Below are 18532 nucleotides of genomic sequence, written 5' to 3' on the forward strand. Positions count from 1 at the left end.
TCTCCAGTCTGATGATGAACCTCGCACTCACCAAGTGCGAGGTAGGTATGTCTATGCTCGCGACGCCTCAGTTCCAGGCTGTCGCCGAGCGCTACGGACGACAGGTCGGCGAAAAGCTGATGAAGAAGGCCTTTGAGAAACTGAACTGATCAAGTGGGAGGCGTGCATGAGCAGGGTAGCATTGGTCACAGGTGGGTCGCGCGGCATCGGCGCGGCAATCTCCATCGCACTCAAGAATGCCGGCTACAAGGTGGCCGCAAACTATGCCGGCAATGACGAAAAGGCTGAGGCCTTCAAGCAGGAAACCGGCATCCCGGTCTATAAGTGGGATGTTTCCAGCTATCAGTCCTGTGCCGAGGGCATCGCCAAGGTCGAGGCCGATCTCGGCCCGGTAGACGTGCTGGTCAACAATGCGGGCATCACCCGCGATGCGATGTTCCACAAGATGACGCCCGAGCAATGGGGCGAGGTGGTCGGCACCAACCTCACCGGTCTCTTCAACATGACGCATCCGCTCTGGTCCGCCATGCGCGACCGCGGTTTCGGCCGCGTCATCAACATCTCGTCGATCAACGGCCAGAAGGGCCAGATGGGCCAGGCCAACTATTCGGCGGCCAAGGCCGGCGATCTCGGCTTCACCAAGGCGCTCGCCCAGGAAGGTGCGGCGAAGGGGATCACCGTCAACGCCATCTGCCCGGGCTATATCGGCACGGAAATGGTGCGGGCGGTGCCGGAGAAGGTGTTGAACGAGCGGATCATCCCGCAGATCCCGGTCGGCCGCCTCGGCGAGCCGGAAGAAATCGCCCGCTGCGTGGTGTTCCTGGCCTCCGACGACGCCGGCTTCATCACCGGCTCGACGATTTCGGCGAATGGCGGACAGTTCTTCGTCTGACCTTCTGGTCTCATCATTGCTTTTGAGCGGCGCCCTGCGGGGCGCCATTTTTGTGCAGGGCGGAGAGAAGAAACGCCTGTTGCCCCGGCATTTGAATCCCGAAGTTGCGCCCGTGATTCTGTTGCCGGCGCGCGACGCAGACACTATATCTTGTGGAGAACAAAAGCGGAATGATGCGCGGATCACGAGTCGACATCGGATCCTCCCGTATTGGTCGAGGGTGCGCGGTGCGATTCTCATTCTCTCTGCCTAGTGAATCTCCGATGAATTTCGTTAAAAATTTTCCAGGCTTTCCAGAGTCTTGGATTCGGAATCCTTTGACCTGTCTGGCAATGGGACAGCCAGGATTAAGGCGAGTCATGGGCTCCAACACACGCGCGAGGCGTCAGATTCAGGATGTGGTGCAACGTTCGGTGTTGAAATCTATATGTAGTCGTGAACATACAGTGAATCGCGATGAGTCTTCGATTCGTCGCCGATTCGTTCCACGGCTGTTCCGAAACCGGGTTGCGCCAACCACAACAGGTGGTGCTCTGGGATCAGAGGCGCCGAACGATGGTTTTAGTTGTCGGCGCCTCTTGCGTTTGGCTCGGTGCGTGGGCATGTGTTTGCCGCCAGCGTGAAAAGACGCTGGCGTAATTTCTGAATGCCCGGGATCGATGACGTGTCCGTTCACCCCATGATCCTGAGCGGCCGCGGCGTAACCGCGGTGCTCGGGCCAACCAATACCGGCAAGACGCACTATGCGATCGAGCGCATGATCGCGCATGACAGCGGCGTCATAGGCCTGCCGCTGCGCCTCCTGGCGCGCGAGGTCTATACGCGCCTGGTCGAAAGGGTCGGCCATCACAATGTCGCGCTGATCACCGGCGAGGAGAAGATCACTCCGCATCGCGCCCGCTATTCGGTCTGCACCGTCGAAGCGATGCCGCGCGAGACGACCGCGTCCTTCGTGGCGATCGACGAGGTGCAGCTTGCCGGCGACCTCGAGCGCGGGCACATCTTCACCGACCGGATCCTGCATCTGAGAGGACGCGGCGAGACGCTGCTTCTGGGGGCTGCAACGATGCGGCCGATCCTGGAGCACCTCCTGCCCGGCATCACGGTCGTCGAGCGGCCGCGCATGTCGCAGCTTCTCTATGCCGGCTCGAAGAAAATCACCCGCCTGCCGCATCGCTCGGCGATCGTCGCCTTCTCGGCCGACGAAGTCTATGCGATCGCCGAACTGATCCGCCGTCAGCGCGGTGGTGCCGCCGTCGTGCTCGGCGCGCTGTCGCCGCGCACGCGCAATGCGCAGGTGGCGCTCTATCAGGAAGGCGACGTCGAGTATATGGTGGCGACCGACGCGATCGGCATGGGTCTCAACCTCGACGTCGATCACGTCGCCTTCGCGCAGGACCGCAAGTTCGACGGCTACCAGTTTCGCAACCTGAACCCGGCCGAACTGGCGCAGGTCGCCGGGCGCGCCGGGCGACATCTGCGTGACGGAACGTTCGGCGTCACGGGTCGCGTCGATCCTTTCGACAACGAGCTCGTTCATCGCATCGAGTCGCACGAGTTCGATCCGGTGAAGGTACTGCAGTGGCGCTCGAAGGCGTTCGACTACGCCTCGATTACGGCCCTGAAGAAGAGCCTCGATGCGGCGCCGACGGTTCCGGGCCTTGCCCGGGCGCTACCTGCGGTAGACCAGCAGGCGTTCGAGCATCTGACCCGCTACCCGGAGGTCGTCGACATTACGACCAATGCCGAGCGCGTCGAAAAACTATGGGAAGCCTGCGCGCTGCCGGACTATCGGCGCATCACGCCCGCCCAGCACGCCGATCTGATCTCGACGATCTACGCGGATCTCGTTCGCCGGGGTACGGTGAACGAGGACTTCATGGCCGAACAGGTCAGGCGTGCCGATCACACCGACGGTGAGATCGACACACTTTCGGCGCGAATCGCGCAGATCAGGACCTGGACCTATGTGTCGAACCGGCCGGGATGGCTGGCCGATCCGACACACTGGCAAGAAAAGACGCGGGAAATTGAAGATCGATTATCCGACGCACTACATGAACGGTTGACGAAACGCTTTGTTGATCGCAGGACATCTGTGCTCATGAAGCGCCTGAGAGAGAATGCTATGCTGGAAGCTGAAATCAGTGTGAATGGTGATGTCTTCGTCGAAGGACACCACGTAGGACAACTAACCGGTTTCCGGTTTACGCTGGCGACCGGCGGCGACGGCCCGGACGCCAAGGCCGTGCAGGGCGCTGCCCAGAAGGCGCTGGCGCTCGAGTTCGAGGCGCGGGCCGCACGTCTGCACGCCTCGGGCAACAACGACCTGGCGCTTTCGTCGGATGGTCTCGTGCGCTGGCTCGGCGATCCCGTCGCCCGTCTGGCAGCGAGCGACCATGTCATGCGTCCGCGCGTCATTCTGCTTGCCGACGATCAGCTGCAGGCGAACGCCCGCGAGCATGTCGTGGCCCGCATCGAGCGTTTCGTGAACCATCACATCGGTACGGTGCTGAAGCCGCTCGACGATATTTCGCGCGCTGAAGACCTCGAAGGCCTCGCCAAGGGCCTTGCCTTCCAGCTCGTCGAGAACCTCGGCGTGCTCTTCCGCCGCGATGTCGCCGACGACGTGAAGTCGCTGGACCAGGACGGCCGCGCTTCGATCCGCAAATACGGCGTTCGCTTCGGCGCCTACCACATCTTCCTTCCGGCGCTCTTGAAGCCGGCTCCGGCCGAGCTGATCACGCTGCTCTGGGCGCTGAAGAACGACGGCCTCGACAAGCCCGGCTATGGCGACCTCATTCCGATGCTCGCGGCCGGCCGTACGTCGGTCGTCACCGATCCGTCCTTCGAGCGCACCTTCTACAAGCTTGCCGGCTTCCGCTTCCTCGGAAAGCGCGCCGTGCGCATCGACATCCTCGAGCGCCTGGCCGATCTCATCCGGCCGCTGCTGCAGTGGAAGCCCGGCGCACAGCCGCGTCCCGAAGGCGCCTATGACGGCCGTCGTTTCACCGCCACCACCTCGATGCTTTCGATCCTCGGCGCAACGCCTGATGATATGGAAGAGATCCTGAAGGGCCTTGGCTATCGGGCCGACAGCGTCAAGGCCGAGGAGGCTGCGGCCTTCCTCGCCAGCCAGGACGGTGCGCCCGCCTCTGCTGCCGCCGCCTCCGAGCCGGTTGCTGCCGTCGATGACGCGGACGCTGCTGACAGCGCGTCGGATGTCGAGACCGCAGCCGTTGAGGCACCGGCCGCCGAGGCCGAGAACGCTGAGGGCGAAGTCGCCACCAGCGAGGTGCAACCAGCCGAAGCTCAAGTCGCCGAGACCGGAGAACCGGTCGAAGCCAAGCCCGTGCTGCTGTGGCGTCCCGGCACTCGCCAGGATAACCAGCGCCAGGGCGGCGGTCGCCACCAGGGCGACCAGCGTCGCGGCGGCCAGCGCCATGGACATGGCCAAGGCCAAGGCCAAGGCCAGAGCGAGGGACGTGAGGGCGGACGCAAGGGCGGCCAGCCGGTGCGCGGCAAGCGCCATGACGGCGGCAAATCGGAAGGCGGTCCGCGCCAGGACCGTGGTGATCGTCATGATCGTCACGACCGCGGCGGCAAGCCCGGCCAGGGCAAGTTCGAGGCGCGCCCGCCGCGTCGCGAGAAGCCGGTGGATCCGGATTCGCCCTTCGCCAAACTCGCGGCGCTCAAGGAGCAGATGAAGAAGTAAGGCAGGTCATGGAAAAACAGCCCACGTCCAACCCGGCATCGCGCCAGCGTCTCGACAAGTGGCTGTTTTTCACGCGGCTGATCAAATCGCGCTCGCTTGCGCAAAAGGCGATCGAGGACGGCCGCGTGGCCGTCAACGAGCAGCGCGTGACGCAGTCGTCGTTTCAGGTCAAGACGGGGGACCTGCTTGAGCTCGTCCTCGACCGCCGCAGCCTGACCGTGCGCGTGCTTGCGCCAGGGGAGCGACGTGGCCCCTACGAGGAAGCGCGGCTTCTTTATGATGATCTCACGCCGGAACTGCCGAAGGAGAAACTCTCGGCATTTGATCTCGCCACACGCGACCGTGGGGCGGGACGCCCGACCAAGAAAGAGCGGCGGGATACCGATCGGCTAAAACCCGATTTCGATCCGCGCGAGGATTAGAAAACTCTGCCTTTGCCGCGGCGTTTCGCGCATTGAATATTCTTGCAAAGGGTCCATAAAGCCTTTACCTGACAGACCCACGTTGGGTGCATTGGTCTTGCTTCGGCAGCTATGCGCGCCGGACATTCCTAGCATGCGCGGACGATGAGCATCACCATTGATTGCCGTCTGCCATCAAACGTGAGCATTGGCTGGAGTACCTCATGACGTATGTCGTGACCGACAATTGCATTCGCTGCAAGTATATGGACTGTGTCGAAGTCTGCCCCGTGGACTGCTTCTATGAGGGCGAGAATTTCCTCGTCATCCATCCCGACGAGTGCATCGATTGCGGCGTTTGCGAGCCGGAATGTCCTGCCGAGGCGATCAAGCCGGACACCGAGCCGGGCCTTGATATGTGGTTGAAAGTGAACGCTGATTTTGCCACGAAGTGGCCGAACGTCACGGTCAAGCGCGATCCGATGCCGGAAGCCAAGGAGATGGACGGCGTGGAAGGCAAGTACGAGAAATTCTTCTCCGCCGAGCCGGGACAGGGCGACTGAGACGAACGATCTCGATCGTTCGTCGAGGCTGACGCAGCGAGCGCGACCCAGCGCGCCAAACCTGGGGAAAAACCCGCACTGCGCTCGCAGGTGCGAGAATGGTGGCTTGATGGCTGCCATGCAGCAAATTATTGATTTCGGCACTTTTTTGTGATAGGTTCCTTCTACTGATCCACAGAGGGTGTTTTTGCGCGCCCGAAAACCATCACGAAAGCAAACGATCTCCAAAACGCGGTTTCTCCCTATTACGCAACATGGCTTTGCTCTGTTGCGACCGCATTTCATGAGGCTGTTTGCGTTCCGTGGACGGACCAGGATGTACCCACCCGGCGGTATCCCCGTCTATCCCGGGCCTCACTGACCCGGCCCCGGCCAGAATGGCCGGCGCGAAACAGGGAGTTTTTGAAACGAATGACGACCCAGCAGAAAAAATCTTCGACACGCCAGGGCTTCAAGACCGGTGAATCGATCGTCTATCCGGCCCACGGCGTTGGCCAGATCGTGGCGATCGAAGAGCAGGAAGTCGCCGGCATGAAGCTTGAGCTTTTTGTCATCGATTTCGAGAAGGACAAGATGCGGTTGAAGGTGCCGGTGGCCAAGGCTGTCAGCATCGGCATGCGCAAGCTGTCCGAAACCGATTTCGTCGATCGTGCGTTGAAGGTTGTGCAGGGCAAGGCTCGCGTGAAGCGCACCATGTGGTCGCGCCGCGCCCAGGAATACGATGCCAAGATCAACTCCGGCGACCTGATTTCCATCGCGGAAGTCGTCCGCGATCTCTATCGCGCCGAAAACCAGCCGGAACAGTCCTATTCCGAACGCCAGCTCTATGAAGCTGCCCTCGACCGCATGGCGCGCGAAATCGCTGCCGTGAACAAAATGTCGGAGACCGAAGCTGTGCGCCTCGTCGAGGCAAACCTCAGCAAGGGTCCGAAGCGCGGCAAGGCAATCGACGAAGACGACGCCCAGGACGAAGCAGCATAAGCTTCCAAGCCGCAGTGAGACTGCAAAAAAGCCCGGCCGTCGCGCCGGGCTTTTTCTTTGATCTGATGGAACTTTTGCCCGCCACGCGCATTTACATTAGCCGGCAGGAACGCGCCGCTTTCGCGCCGGGCGATCTTGGTTCTGTGATCCGTCACCGTTCAGGTTCGTGATTTTGAAGTTAGGGCGCCGCGTCGTTTGTTCAAGATCGGCGCCGGGGCTCTTGAGCGAGGAAGGAAAAGATCATGCGGTTTCCGCGGCCATCCCGCTCTGACTTAAAAGAACCGATCACGATAAGTTGGATCGATCCGATCCAAATCATCGTGATCTAGACGCCCCTGCTGCCGGACTCGCCATCTGTCCGGCCTTTTGGACTTCACACGCAATGGCGCCCGGCGCCAGTCACGGAGTGATCGATGAAGACTCTCACTGCAGACCGGCGGATGATCAAGATCGCAATGGAGGCGCCTTATCTCGAGCGCGACGAGGAGCACGCGCTGGCACAGGCCTGGCGGAACGACCATGATCAGGAAGCCCGCAACAAGATCGCCATGTCGCATATGCGGCTCGTGATCTCGATGGCAGCGAAGTTCCGCAACTTCGGCCTGCCCATGGGCGACCTGGTGCAGGAAGGCCATATCGGCCTCCTGGAAGCGGCGGCCCGCTTCGAACCCAGCCGTGAGGTGAGGTTTTCGACCTATGCGACCTGGTGGATCCGGGCATCGATGCAGGACTATGTCCTGCGCAATTGGTCGATCGTCCGGGGCGGCACGAGTTCGGCTCAGAAGGCGCTGTTCTTTAATCTGCGGCGCTTGCGTGCCCGTCTGGCGCAAGGCGACAGGCAACTTACATCGCAGGCTATGCATGAGGAAATTGCCGCGGCGCTCGGCGTCAGCATTGCCGATGTGCAGACCATGGATGCGCGGCTTTCCGGCAGCGACACCTCCTTGCAGGCCCCCGTTGGCGGCGCCGATTCCGATGGCGGCGAGCGGCTGGATTTCCTGGCCAGCGATGCGCCGCTTCCGGACGAACAGGTCAGCGACATGATCGACGGCGAGCGCGCCCGTGTGTGGCTCCGCGATGCGCTGGGTGCCTTGACCGAAAGGGAGATGCGGATCATCCGTGCACGACGACTGTCGGAGGACGGTGCGACGCTGGAAGAGCTCGGCCTCGATCTCGGCATTTCCAAGGAACGGGTGCGACAGATCGAAACCCGGGCGCTCGAAAAGCTCAGAGTGGCGCTCGCGACCAAGGCGCCGGCCCTGACTGCGGGCATTCACTAGAGCATTTCACTGTTTCATTGAAACAGCGAATTGCCCCAACTGTTTGAAATTACGCAATTCCGGACGGAAAACCGTTTCACACTTTTCCTGGAATTGCTCTAAAGCCTGTCGCGCAAACGTGCGCAGGGGGTTTTGCGCGTCTGATAGGACGTGCGGCGCTATAGGCCTCAGGGGCACCGTCGTGCGGGCTCGGACCTCAATCGGAGGCACTGCCCGTGTGCTCGAACATTGAGGTCTGGGGCAGCAGCGAACGCCTGAGCCTTCAGCAGCATATGCGCCTTCGACGCGCGTGCAGTGAGGCTGCCGTGCTTACTCGGAAACGATTTTCACCTTGTCGCCCGGCTTCACAGTCGAGGTGACCTGCATCGCATTGATCACCCGGAACAGGTCCAGCTTGCGATCGGTCCCCATCATGCGGGCGGAAAGCGTCGCGATCGTCTCGCCGGGCCTTACCGTTACGACGCGGATGCGGAGCGGCTTCAGCGATTGGGCCTCGCCCTGCGTCATGCGGCGGAACGAGCTGCGCAGCTGGTTCGCGGTCGGCTCGAGCGCGTTCGAACCCTTGGGAACGGCGGTCAGGAAGCGGTAGATGCGGGTGTCGATGCGGATGACCGTGACGTCGAAGTCCCAGCGATCGGCAGAGGCGCGCGCGGTCGCGGCGTCGAGGCCGTTGATATTGATCGGCCTGATCGTGTCGGGCTGCAGGCCGGTGACCCAGCCGCTGGCGATATAGTCGGTCAGGCTGCGACCGCCCGTATCCGCCACGCCGTCGAAGCGCACAGCGATGTCGCCAGGGCCGGTCGCAAGGACCGCTTCTGCCTTGTTGTCGATCTGGAAGCCGGTCGGCACGTCGAAACGGATGCCGAGCTGGCCGTGCAGGAAGGTCTGGCCGCGGACATAACCTTCCTGCGGGCTGTCGCCGTAGAGCAGGCCGTCGATACCGGCGAGGTAATAGTCGCGGCCGCGATCGCCGCTGGTGCCTTCCGGCCCAAAGGCGCGGGCATGCCGGCGCGCAAGGTCCACGCGCTGCGGTGCGTTCGGGTGGCTCGACAGGAAGTCGAGGCTCTGGTCGGATTCCGGATCGACGGCGGTGAAGCGGCTATAGGCTGCCATCGAGTCCAGGAAGCGTGCGGCGGCGTAAGGGTCGTAGCCGGCTTCGCCGAGCATGCGCACGCCGATGACGTCGGCCTGGAGCTCCTGGTTGCGCGAGAAGGCCGCAAGGCGCAGCTTGCCGCGGGCGAGCGCCTGCTTGCCGGCGAGATCGGACGACAGCACCTCGGAAACCACGCGGCTGGCGATGACTTCCGCTTCCTCGCGTTGCTGACGTTCGATGCCGTGGTTGGCGGTGACGTGCGCCATTTCGTGCGAGAGCACGGCGGCGACTTCGGAGGCATCATTGGCAAGCGCCAGCAGGCCGCGGGTGACATAGAGATAGCCGCCCGGCAGTGCAAAGGCGTTGATCGCCGGCGAATTCAGAATGGTGATGCGGTAGGACTGCTGCGGGTTCTCCGAGACGGCGGTCAGCGCTCCGGCGATGCGGGCGACCAGCCGTTCGGTCTTGGCGTCCTTGTATTCGCCGCCGTAGCTTGCAACGATGCGCGGATGTTCGCGTGCGCCCATCTTGGCGCGCGGATCGTTCTTCTGGACCTCGTCGACAATCTGCGGATTGGACGAGGGCGAAACTGTCGGCTCGTAGGATTGTTCGATCACCGACTGGCATGCGGAGAGAAGCGTGGTCGCGAGCAGCGCAACCACAACGCGTGCACGCAGCCGTCCGCGCTTCGGCGGGAACCGGTCGTGTGTGACTGTATGCCTCTCCATGCCTCAGCCCGTTTCCCGTCTGTCGCTCCACCCGCATGCAGCGGGGCTATGGAACGACAGCGTTGAAAGTCCTACTTTTTCAGTCCGGCAGCGTTGCTCCGCCGCGACTGTTCAGCCCTGGTCTTGCTGTATCTGATTTCAGCGCCACCTGCCTAGTTTGTCTCGGTAGAAATAGTTGCCCCGTGGTATCACGGCAACGGATGCGCGAATATTCGCGCGCCCGGCCAGATATTTCGCGCGTCGCATGGCGTCGCGGTCAAATTGTGGCAATCGGCTGAGGGCGAGGAGAAACCGGCCCCACCTTCACGCGTTGCCAAGAAAGCGGTCGATTGCCGCATTGTCGCGCCGCTCCAGGAAGCGGTCGAGTGTATCGTGTGCAATGATACGCCCCTGGTCGAGAAAAAGCACGCTATCGGCCAGCGCCTTCACGTCTTCGGGATGGTGCGTGATCATCAGAATGGTGTTGCCTTCTTCCGCGTGCAACTCGCCAAGAAGCGTGCGCATGCCGGCGCGCATGCCGGGGTCGAGGGCGGCAAAAGGTTCATCCAGCAAGAGCAGGGGGCGGTGCCGCACAAGTGCGCGGGCGAGCGCGACCCGCTGGCGTTCGCCGCCGGAAAGCGTGGGCGGCAGCCTTCGTCCGAAGCCTTCAAGCCCAACCCGGTGAAGCGCGTCCTCGATCTTCTTCCGATCTTCGTCTATCAGGCGAAGTGCCGGGTCTATGCCGAGGCCGACATTGGTCGCGACATCTAGATGGGCGAAGAGATTGTTGTCCTGGAAGATCATCGAGACCGGGCGTTCCGAAGGTGCCTGGTTGGCAGCGTTCTGGCCGAGGACACGGATCTCGCCGTGGTCGGCATCTTCAAAGCCGGCGATGAGGTGAAAGAGCGTCGACTTGCCGGAACCGGAGGCGCCGGCAACGGCGACGATGCCGCCGGCAGCGATCGTGCAATCGAAGTGCAGCGCGGTCGTTTCGAAACGAACCTCGACATTGCGCAGTTCTATGGCCGCGGTGGGCTCAGTCATGCTTTGCGTCCTTCTCGCCGGCGGACGTCTTCCGCCGTGCCGAGGATGGTGAAGATCAGGCAGAGAAGCCCGAGGAAGAGGGCGAGGCCGGCAGCATCGGCGGTGCGGTAGCTGCCCATGCGGCTATAGAGCAGCCAGGGAAGCGTCACCATGTCCTGCGAGCCGAAGAGGGCGACGGCGCCGAGGTCGCCGAGCGACAGCGCCATGGCGAAGGAGAGCGCCATCAGCAGCGGCCTTCGGAGGGCGGGAAGGTCGATCCATCGCAGGCGATGAAAGCCACGGATGCCGAGGCTCGCTGTCAGCCGTTCGGAACGCGCCGCATGCGTCGCCATGGCCGGCGCCAGGATACGGTGGACAAAGGGGAGCGCCATCAGGGCGTTGATCGCGACGATGATGACAGGCGCAAAGCGCGCGACATCGCCGAAGGGGCGAAGGAGCAGGAACCAGCCGGCGCCGAGCACGACAGGCGGCACCAGCAGGATCAGCGAGGTACTGGCGCCGATCGCACCGGCAAGGCCGTGTGCCAGCGCGCCCGCATGGCGTGGCGCGGTGACCGTCGCTGCGGCGCGGATCATCATGGCCGCCATGGCGACGGAGGCGAGTGCCGAGGCGAGCGCGATCGCCGCACTCGTCATCAGCGCCCGGTGCACGTTCGGATCGCGCGCGAGCTTCAGAAGATCGGCCTGCAGGCCGGAGACGACCACCGCAATCAGCGGGGCGATGAGAAAGAGCAATGCCAGGATGATCCAGGCGCCATCGTTGAACCGCGCCGCTGTCGTTGCGCCATCGAAGCGCCTAACCGTGCGGCCGCCGGTCATGCCCTCTTCCGGCTCCGTTGCCAGTCGTCTGAGGATGAGAAGCAGGATACCGGTCATGGCGATCTGCAGGCCGGACAGCGCGATGGCGCGTGGCGGATCGAAATCGAAGCGCAGCGCCTGATAGATCGCGACCTCGATGGTGCTGGCAGCGGGCCCGCCGCCAAGCGTCAGCACGAGCGTGAAGCTGGTGGCGCAGAGCATGAAGACGAGGCCGGCCGCGCCCGGCAGCAGGCCGCGCAGGACAGGCCATTCGATGAAGCGGAAGAGCGCTCGGGAGGGCATGCCGAGATTGGCAGCGCTGCGCCAGTATTCGGCCGGAATGCGCTCGAGGCCGGCCAGGAACAGGCGCGCCGCGAGCGGCATGTTGAAGAAGACATGGGCAAGAAGGATGCCGAACAGGCCATAGATGCTGATCGATTGCTCGAGGCCGAGCCAGCGCAGGCCGGAATTGAGGAAGCCCTGGCGTCCCCAGATCTCGATCAGCCCGAGTGCGCCGACGAGAACGGGCAGGCCGAGCGGCAGCGCCATCAGCCGCAACAGCCAGATCCGGCCGAAAAACTGCGGCCGCCGCGCCAGCGCCCGTGCCACCGGTATCGCGAATAGCACGGACAGCAGAGTGGAAAGGCTAGCCTGCAGCAGCGTGAAGCGGGTGACGCGCCAGATATAGGCATCGAACAGGGTGCCTTCGTCGGTGCCGCCGGTCTGGGCGAGCAAGGCAGCGATCGCCAGGCCGACGAAGAGCAGGAAGGCGCCGAGGCAAAATGCCCCGGCGACAACAGTCATGCGGTTTTCGCGAAGTGCGAACAATCCGGCCTCAGTTCTTGCTCATGGCAGCAAGCCACTCGTCGATCCAGGCCTTGCGGTTCTTCGCGACCTCTTCCGATGGCAGCAGGAAGGTCTTCTCCGGGTTGACCAGCTTGTTGAAGGCGTCCGGCAGCGGCTCCTTAGTCGCTGCGACCGGCATCATCCAGTTGGTCGTCGGGATGATCGACTGGAACTCCGGCCCGGTCATGAAGGCGAGAAACTGTTTTGCCAGTTCTGGCTCCTTGGCATTTTTGGTCATGCCGGCGACCTCGATCTGGATGTAGTGACCTTCCGAGAAGGTGGCCGCCTGGTAGCGCTCGGTGTTCTCAGCGACCATGTGGTAGGCGGGCGAGGTGGTGTAGGAGAGCACCATCGGCGCTTCGCCCTTGGTGAAGAGGCCGTAGGCTTCCGACCAGCCGGGGGTGACCGTGAGAACCCGATCCTTGAGCTTTGCCCAGGCGGCGCCCGCCTCGTCACCGTAGACCGCCTTGACCCAGAGCAGCAGACCAAGGCCCGGCGTCGAGGTGCGCGGATCCTCGATGACGATCTTCTGCGACGCGTCGCCTTCGACCAGGTCCTTGAGGCTCTTCGGCGGTGTCTTCAGGGTCTCGGTGTCATAGACGACGGCGAAATGGCCGTAGTCGTAGGGCAGGAAAGTGTCATCGGAGAAACCGCCCGGAACCTTCAGATCCTTGGCTTCGATGCCATGCTGCGCGAAGAAGCCGGTCGCCTTGGCTTCCGCCACGAGGTTGGTGTCGAGGCCGAGCACGATGTCGGCCTTCGAAGCTTGCCCTTCGAGCTTCAGACGGGTCAAGAGCTCAACGCCGTCGGCGACGCCGACATAGTTGACCTTGCACTCGCAGGTCTTTTCGAAGGCTTCCGCGACCTTGGCGCCCGGACCCCATTCGGTGATGAAGCTTTCGTAGGTGTAGACCGTCAGCGTCTTGTCGGCAGCAGCAGCGCCACTGGCGAAGGCAAGGCTTGCCGCTGCGCTGAGCGCTAGCCGGCTAAGTATTTTGAGCTGTGAAGAATTGGACATGCGAAGCACCTCTCCCAAAGTTCGTTGTTGCACGGGAAAAGGGCGTATCGGTGCGATCGCGTCTAATCCCTCCGCCGGTATGAGCCGGATCAGGTTCCGCGGGTTGGCGTTTTGACGCCTCTCAGCCTCCGGCCGCTTCGCGGTCGGGAGGCACCCCGTTAGAGCGGCAAGAGATTTACCGCTGCGTTGGCTCCATGGCAAGCGGTGTTTGGAATGGCCGATGCATGGGTCGAGCCCATTTTGCGCTGGGCGTTTCCGCCAAACGGTAACTGCGCTATGACACCATCACGCTTAGCCGCAAGGAGGAAACGCCATGCCAGATATGCTCGTTCGACTTTATGCCCTTCCGGCAGAGCCCCAGTCGCGGCTTGGTTCAGGCATCAGCATCCGTCGCGCCATGGCGCCGGAACGCCGTCTGGTGGTCTCCTGGATCGAAAAGACGTTTGGTGCCGGCTGGGCGGGCGAAGCGGAGGCTGCCTTCTCCTCGACCCCGACGCGCATGCACATCGCGGTGCATGACGAAAAGATCGTCGGCTTTTCCTGCCATGACGTCACGGCGCTCGGCTTCTTCGGCCCGACCGGCGTCGATGAAAGCATGCGCGGGCAAGGTATCGGCGAAGCGCTGCTGCTTGCGAGCCTGACGGCGATGCGCGACGCCGGCTATGGCTATGCGATCATCGGTGGCGTCGGCCCGGCGAAGTTCTACGAGCGCGTGGCAGGCGCGATCGAAATTCCCGATTCAACACCCGGGATCTATGCCGGCATGCTGTTCCCGGAACCGGTGCCGGAAGGGCACTGATGGCTACGGCAAATTGCTGCGATCGCAGCGGTTTGCGGTTTTCTTCGTTTTCCTTCCGCGATCCTTTGCGCTATGGGCATTGCCATGGCTCGATCGACCTTCACCATTTTGCTTGGCGGCGCCCTCTCGGTGACCAGCCGGCTGTCAGAGCAGCTCAGCGGCAGCCGCTTCGTTGCCGCTGACGGCGGCATGCGCCATGCGCGCCTGCTCGGCGTCGTGCCGGATGTCTGGGTCGGCGATTTCGATTCGACCGAAGACGCCCTGCTGTCCGACTTCGCCTCGGTTCCACGCGAGCCCTATCCGGCGGCAAAGGCTGCGACGGATGGCGAGATTGCGGTGGAAGCCGCGCTATCTCGCGGGGCCGACCGGCTGATCTTTGCCGGCGCGCTTGGCGGCAGCCGCAGCGACCATGCCTTCCTGCACCTGCTGCAGGCAGCAGCGCTTGCCGAGCGCGGGCTTTCGGTGGTGATGACATCTGGCGAGGAAGAAGCCTACCCGCTGCTGGCCGGTGCGCTCGATCTCGACCTGCCGAAAGGTTGCCTCTTTTCGGTGCTGGGATTGACCGAGCTGACCGGCCTTTCGATCGTCAATGCGCGCTATCCGCTTGATGATTTCACCCTGCCGTTCGGATCGTCCCGAACCGTTTCCAACGTTGCGGAGGGTCCCCTTCGCTTCAGCCTCAAGAGCGGACGCGCCATCGTGCTTGCCCGCCCCTATGATCTTTCCGGAGCCTGAGCCTTGGCGCCTCCCATTCTGAAACTCGACGATATCTTCTTGACCTTCGGCGGCGCGCCGCTGCTTGCCGGTGCCAACCTGCAAGTGGAGCCGGGCGACCGCATCTGCCTGGTCGGGCGCAATGGCTCGGGCAAGTCGACCTTGATGAAGATCGCCGCGGGTCTCGCGGAAGCGCAATCGGGCGAGGTGTTCCGCCATCCCTCCGCGACCATCCGCTATCTGCACCAGGCGCCGGATTTCGACGGCTACGACACGGTGCAGGCCTATGCCGAAGCCGGTCTCGGCCCGAGCGACGATCCCTATCGCGTCGCCTACCTGCTGCAGCATCTGGGCCTAACCGGCGAAGAAGACCCGACGCGCCTTTCGGGCGGTGAGGCGCGCCGCGCGGCATTGGCGCGCGTCATGGCGCCGGAACCTGACATCTTGCTGCTTGACGAACCGACCAACCATCTCGACCTGCCGACGATCGAATGGCTGGAAGATGAGCTTACCCGCAGCCGTTCGGCGCTGGTGCTGATCTCGCACGATCGGCGCTTCCTGGAGAAGGTGTCGACGGCGACCGTCTGGCTCGATCGCGGCCAGTCGCGCCGGCTCGATCGCGGCTTTGGCCATTTCGAAGCCTGGCGCGACGAGGTGCTGGAGGCCGAGGAACTGGAACAGCACAAGCTCGGCAAGGCGATCGAGCGCGAGGAGCACTGGCTGCGCTACGGCGTGACCGCGCGGCGTAAGCGCAACATGCGCCGCCTCGGCGAGTTGCAGACCATGCGGGCGGTCTATCGCGGCCACAAGGGGCCTCAAGGCACCGTGCAGGCAACGGCAGCTGACGCCAAGGAGTCCGGCAAGCTGGTGATCGAGGCCGAAAAGGTCAGCAAGGCCTATGGTGACCGCACCATCGTCGCGCCCTTCTCGATCCGCGTCCATCGCGGTGACCGCATCGGTCTGGTCGGCCCGAACGGTGCCGGCAAGACGACGCTCCTCAAGATGTTGACCGGTCAGATCGAGCCGGACGCTGGCACGGTCAAGCTCGGCACCAACCTCGAAATGGCGACGCTCGACCAGAAGCGCGAAGACCTCAACCTGGACGACACGCTGGCCCATTACCTGACCGACGGCCGCGGCGACAACCTGCTCGTCAACGGCGAGCAGCGCCACGTTACCGGCTACATGAAGGATTTCCTGTTCCAGCCGGAGCAGGCGCGCACGCCGATCCGCGAGCTCTCGGGTGGCGAGCGCGCTCGGCTGATGCTGGCGCGCATCCTTTCGCGGGCGACCAATCTTCTGATCCTCGACGAGCCGACCAACGACCTCGACATCGAGACGCTGGACCTCTTGCAGGAGATCGTCGCCGGCTTTGCCGGAACGGTCATTCTCGTCAGCCACGACCGCGACTTCCTCGATCGCACCGTCACCTCGACGATCGCGCCGGCAAACCCGGAGGAGCCGGATGGCCGCTGGATCGAGTATGCCGGCGGCTATTCCGACATGATGGCGCAGCGCAAGGGCGCGATTGAAGAGAAGCGCAAGGCAGAAAAGGCGGAAAAGGCCAAAGCCGACGCCGCTGCACCCGCCGCCGATGCGCCGAAGGCCGCCAAGGGCAAGCTTTCCTACAAGCAGAAATTCGCGCTCGAAAACCTGCCGAAGGAGATCGCCAAGGCAGAGGCCGAGGCCGCCAAGCGCGAAGAAAAGATGGCTGATCCCAATCTTTTCACAAAAGATCCAAATGCCTTTGCGAAGCTCGCCCAGGAACTGGAGAAGCTTCGTGCGGATCTCGCGCGCATGGAGGAAGAGTGGCTGGAGCTCGAAATGCTGCGCGAGGAGCTCGAAGGCTAGCTGCAACCAGTGACGCGTTGAACGGCGTCAGGGGATATGATAAGAAAAACTTATTATATCATTTGTGAACGATCCTGATGCCCTTCAAACTTGAATCAGAAACCATCGGAATGCTGCTCACGGACGTCTCGCGCCTTTTGCGCGGAGCTTTCGACCGCAAGGTCAATGCCATGGATCTGGGCATCACGCCCGGCGAGGCCCGCACGCTGATCCAGGTTGTGCTCAAAGAAGGCATCAAGCAGGCCGAAATCGCCACCCGTATGGGTATCGAGCCGATGACGCTTTCGGCCTATCTCGATCGGCTGGAGGCGATGGGCCTTGTTGCCCGCGTGCCGGATCCGGCAGATCGCCGCGCCAAGAACGTCGCCATCACCGAGAAGGCCGGCCCGCTACTCACCGAGCTGATGACGGGGCTGCGGGAGATGATGAACGCCTATACCGCGGGGCTCGACGAGGCGACGCGCGAGGTTCTCTGCGCCAATCTGCGCATCCTGCGCGACAACTTGCGTGAGCTTGACCCGTGCCTTGCCGGCAAGGAGACAGCGGAGAAGTCCGAGGACCAGCCCGGGACCCCGCGATGACACGCCGCATGAGCGAACGGCGGACGAGCATCATCGGGGCCTTCCTGGTGGCGCTCGGGCCTGTTTCCATGGCTCTCTATACGCCGGCCATGCCGGAGCTGGTACGGGCGTTTTCGTCGAGCGAAGCGGCGATCAAGATGACGCTGTCGCTCTATTTCGCCGGCTTCGCCTTTGCCCAGCTCGTTTCCGGCACGCTCTCCGATGTTATCGGACGCCGCCGCGCGACGCTGATCTTCATGGCGATCTATCTCGTCGGCAGCCTGATGGCTGCCTTTGCGCCGTCGGTTGCGGTGCTGCTCGCCGGGCGCCTGGTACAGGGTATCGGTGCTTCCGTCGGCATGACGGTGGCGCGGGCGATCGTGCGGGACCAGTTCACCGGGACCGAAGCGGCGCGGATCATGAACATGATCGGCATGATGCTGGCGCTGGGGCCAGCCTTGTCGCCGACGCTCGGCGGCCTGGCGCTCGGCCTTTTCGGCTGGCAGTCGATCTTCTTGCTGATGGTCGGCTTTGCCGCGATGGCTTGCATCACCGTGCAGTTCTTTATGGCCGAGACCGTGACACCCGACCCCGCCAAGGGGCACCTGAAGCCGATCGTTGCTGCCTATCGGCGATTGGTGAGCGACAGCCGCTTCGTCTCCTCGACGCTCGTCATCGGCGGAGCGGTCGGCGCGCTCTACGCCTGGGCGACGATGTTGCCTTTCGTGCTGATCAACGAAGTCGGCCTGACGCCCACCGAGTTCGGCGTCGGCATGTTGATGCAGTCGGGTCTGTTCTTTTCGGGAACGGTAGTGGTGCGGCTTTTGATGCGTCGTTTCACGCCGCAGGCGCTGGTACCGGCCGGCCTCGCCTTCATCGGTCTCGCCAGTCTGATCCTCGCCTACAGCATGCATGCACTTGCGCCGAGCTTCCTCTCGGTCATGCTGCCGATCGGCGTCTATGCCTTCGGCATCGCCTTTGTGATGCCCTATATGATGACGGCGGCGATGGCGCCCTTTCCTGATATCGCGGGAACAGCCTCTGCGATGATGGGCTTCGTCCAGATGGGCTCAGGCCTGCTCGGTGGCGCGATCGCCGCTGCGGTCGGTGTTCCGGTGCTGGCGCTTGGCACGATCATCCCGAGCTTCGGCCTCGTCTGTATCCTCAGCTATGTCTGGTATCGCCGGACGGTTCGGCTAGCGCCGCTGGCGGTGCCCTCCGACCGCGAGGATCCGTTACCGGACGCAGCGGAGTGAGGGAAACAAAAAAGC

General features: G+C 63.1%; 16 protein-coding genes and 1 riboswitch. Of the genes, 11 read left to right on the forward strand and 5 right to left on the reverse strand.

What is annotated here, in order from left to right:
- The first annotated feature begins 166 nt into the window (after positions 1-166).
- Entirely contained in the window at positions 167-892 is a 726-nt protein-coding gene (locus tag V7S54_RS12885) for a beta-ketoacyl-ACP reductase (RefSeq protein ID WP_065374061.1), read from the forward strand.
- Positions 893-905: 13 nt separating this feature from the next.
- Here the strand turns inward: V7S54_RS12885 and V7S54_RS12890 are convergent, their stop codons facing one another.
- Positions 906-1088 (reverse strand): hypothetical protein, encoded by a 183-nt coding sequence (locus V7S54_RS12890; protein WP_065374062.1) that lies wholly within the window; start codon positions 1086-1088, stop codon positions 906-908.
- A 483-nt stretch (positions 1089-1571) separates the two neighbouring features.
- Between V7S54_RS12890 and V7S54_RS12895 the strand changes: the two genes are divergently transcribed.
- The 5 genes from V7S54_RS12895 to V7S54_RS12915 all read left to right on the forward strand — a co-directional run bounded on the left by V7S54_RS12895 (position 1572) and on the right by V7S54_RS12915 (position 7832).
- Positions 1572-4607: a helicase-related protein gene (locus tag V7S54_RS12895; RefSeq protein WP_065374229.1), complete on the forward strand. Its 3036-nt coding sequence runs from the start codon at positions 1572-1574 to the stop codon at positions 4605-4607.
- Positions 4608-4615: 8 nt separating this feature from the next.
- The gene (locus V7S54_RS12900) at positions 4616-5029 is read left to right on the forward strand and encodes an RNA-binding S4 domain-containing protein (RefSeq protein WP_065374063.1); all 414 of its coding nucleotides are present in this window, start codon (positions 4616-4618) and stop codon (positions 5027-5029) included.
- A 203-nt stretch (positions 5030-5232) separates the two neighbouring features.
- On the forward strand, positions 5233-5571 hold the full coding sequence (fdxA, locus tag V7S54_RS12905; protein ID WP_057254888.1) for a ferredoxin FdxA: 339 nt from the start codon (positions 5233-5235) through the stop codon (positions 5569-5571).
- A gap of 411 nt (positions 5572-5982) precedes the next feature.
- Positions 5983-6552, forward strand: coding sequence for a CarD family transcriptional regulator (locus tag V7S54_RS12910; RefSeq protein WP_034802893.1), 570 nt, complete (start codon positions 5983-5985; stop codon positions 6550-6552).
- Positions 6553-6965: 413 nt separating this feature from the next.
- Positions 6966-7832, forward strand: coding sequence for an RNA polymerase factor sigma-32 (locus V7S54_RS12915; protein WP_057254889.1), 867 nt, complete (start codon positions 6966-6968; stop codon positions 7830-7832).
- A 309-nt stretch (positions 7833-8141) separates the two neighbouring features.
- Here the strand turns inward: V7S54_RS12915 and V7S54_RS12920 are convergent, their stop codons facing one another.
- The 4 genes from V7S54_RS12920 to thiB all read right to left on the reverse strand — a co-directional run bounded on the left by V7S54_RS12920 (position 8142) and on the right by thiB (position 13337).
- Positions 8142-9653: a M48 family metalloprotease gene (locus V7S54_RS12920; RefSeq protein WP_065374064.1), complete on the reverse strand. Its 1512-nt coding sequence runs from the start codon at positions 9651-9653 to the stop codon at positions 8142-8144.
- Between the two features lie 303 nt (positions 9654-9956).
- Positions 9957-10676, reverse strand: coding sequence for a thiamine ABC transporter ATP-binding protein (thiQ, locus tag V7S54_RS12925; protein ID WP_065374065.1), 720 nt, complete (start codon positions 10674-10676; stop codon positions 9957-9959).
- Positions 10673-12277, reverse strand: a complete 1605-nt coding sequence (gene thiP / locus V7S54_RS12930; RefSeq protein ID WP_065374230.1) for a thiamine/thiamine pyrophosphate ABC transporter permease ThiP — start codon at positions 12275-12277, stop codon at positions 10673-10675. The genes thiQ and thiP overlap by 4 nt, the downstream gene beginning before the upstream one ends.
- A gap of 31 nt (positions 12278-12308) precedes the next feature.
- Positions 12309-13337, reverse strand: coding sequence for a thiamine ABC transporter substrate binding subunit (gene thiB, locus V7S54_RS12935; protein WP_065374066.1), 1029 nt, complete (start codon positions 13335-13337; stop codon positions 12309-12311).
- 49 nt (positions 13338-13386) lie between these two features.
- Positions 13387-13505, reverse strand: a riboswitch (TPP riboswitch).
- 145 nt (positions 13506-13650) lie between these two features.
- Here thiB and V7S54_RS12940 point away from each other — a divergent pair.
- The 5 genes from V7S54_RS12940 (at position 13651) to V7S54_RS12960 (ending at position 18517) form a co-directional block, all read left to right on the forward strand.
- A complete protein-coding gene (locus V7S54_RS12940; RefSeq protein ID WP_065374067.1) occupies positions 13651-14136 on the forward strand; it encodes a GNAT family N-acetyltransferase in 486 nt (161 codons plus the stop codon).
- A gap of 84 nt (positions 14137-14220) precedes the next feature.
- A complete protein-coding gene (locus tag V7S54_RS12945; protein ID WP_065374231.1) occupies positions 14221-14871 on the forward strand; it encodes a thiamine diphosphokinase in 651 nt (216 codons plus the stop codon).
- A 3-nt stretch (positions 14872-14874) separates the two neighbouring features.
- The gene (locus V7S54_RS12950; RefSeq protein ID WP_065374068.1) at positions 14875-16701 is read left to right on the forward strand and encodes an ABC-F family ATP-binding cassette domain-containing protein; all 1827 of its coding nucleotides are present in this window, start codon (positions 14875-14877) and stop codon (positions 16699-16701) included.
- Between the two features lie 77 nt (positions 16702-16778).
- Positions 16779-17282, forward strand: a complete 504-nt coding sequence (locus V7S54_RS12955) for a MarR family winged helix-turn-helix transcriptional regulator (protein WP_065374069.1) — start codon at positions 16779-16781, stop codon at positions 17280-17282.
- Positions 17279-18517, forward strand: coding sequence for a multidrug effflux MFS transporter (locus V7S54_RS12960; RefSeq protein WP_065374070.1), 1239 nt, complete (start codon positions 17279-17281; stop codon positions 18515-18517). The genes V7S54_RS12955 and V7S54_RS12960 overlap by 4 nt, the downstream gene beginning before the upstream one ends.
- The last annotated feature ends 15 nt before the right edge of the window (positions 18518-18532 follow it).

The organism is Ensifer sp. CCNWLY38 (genome assembly GCF_037120565.1).
GTDB classification, from domain to species: Bacteria; Pseudomonadota; Alphaproteobacteria; order Rhizobiales; family Rhizobiaceae; genus Ensifer; species Ensifer adhaerens_H.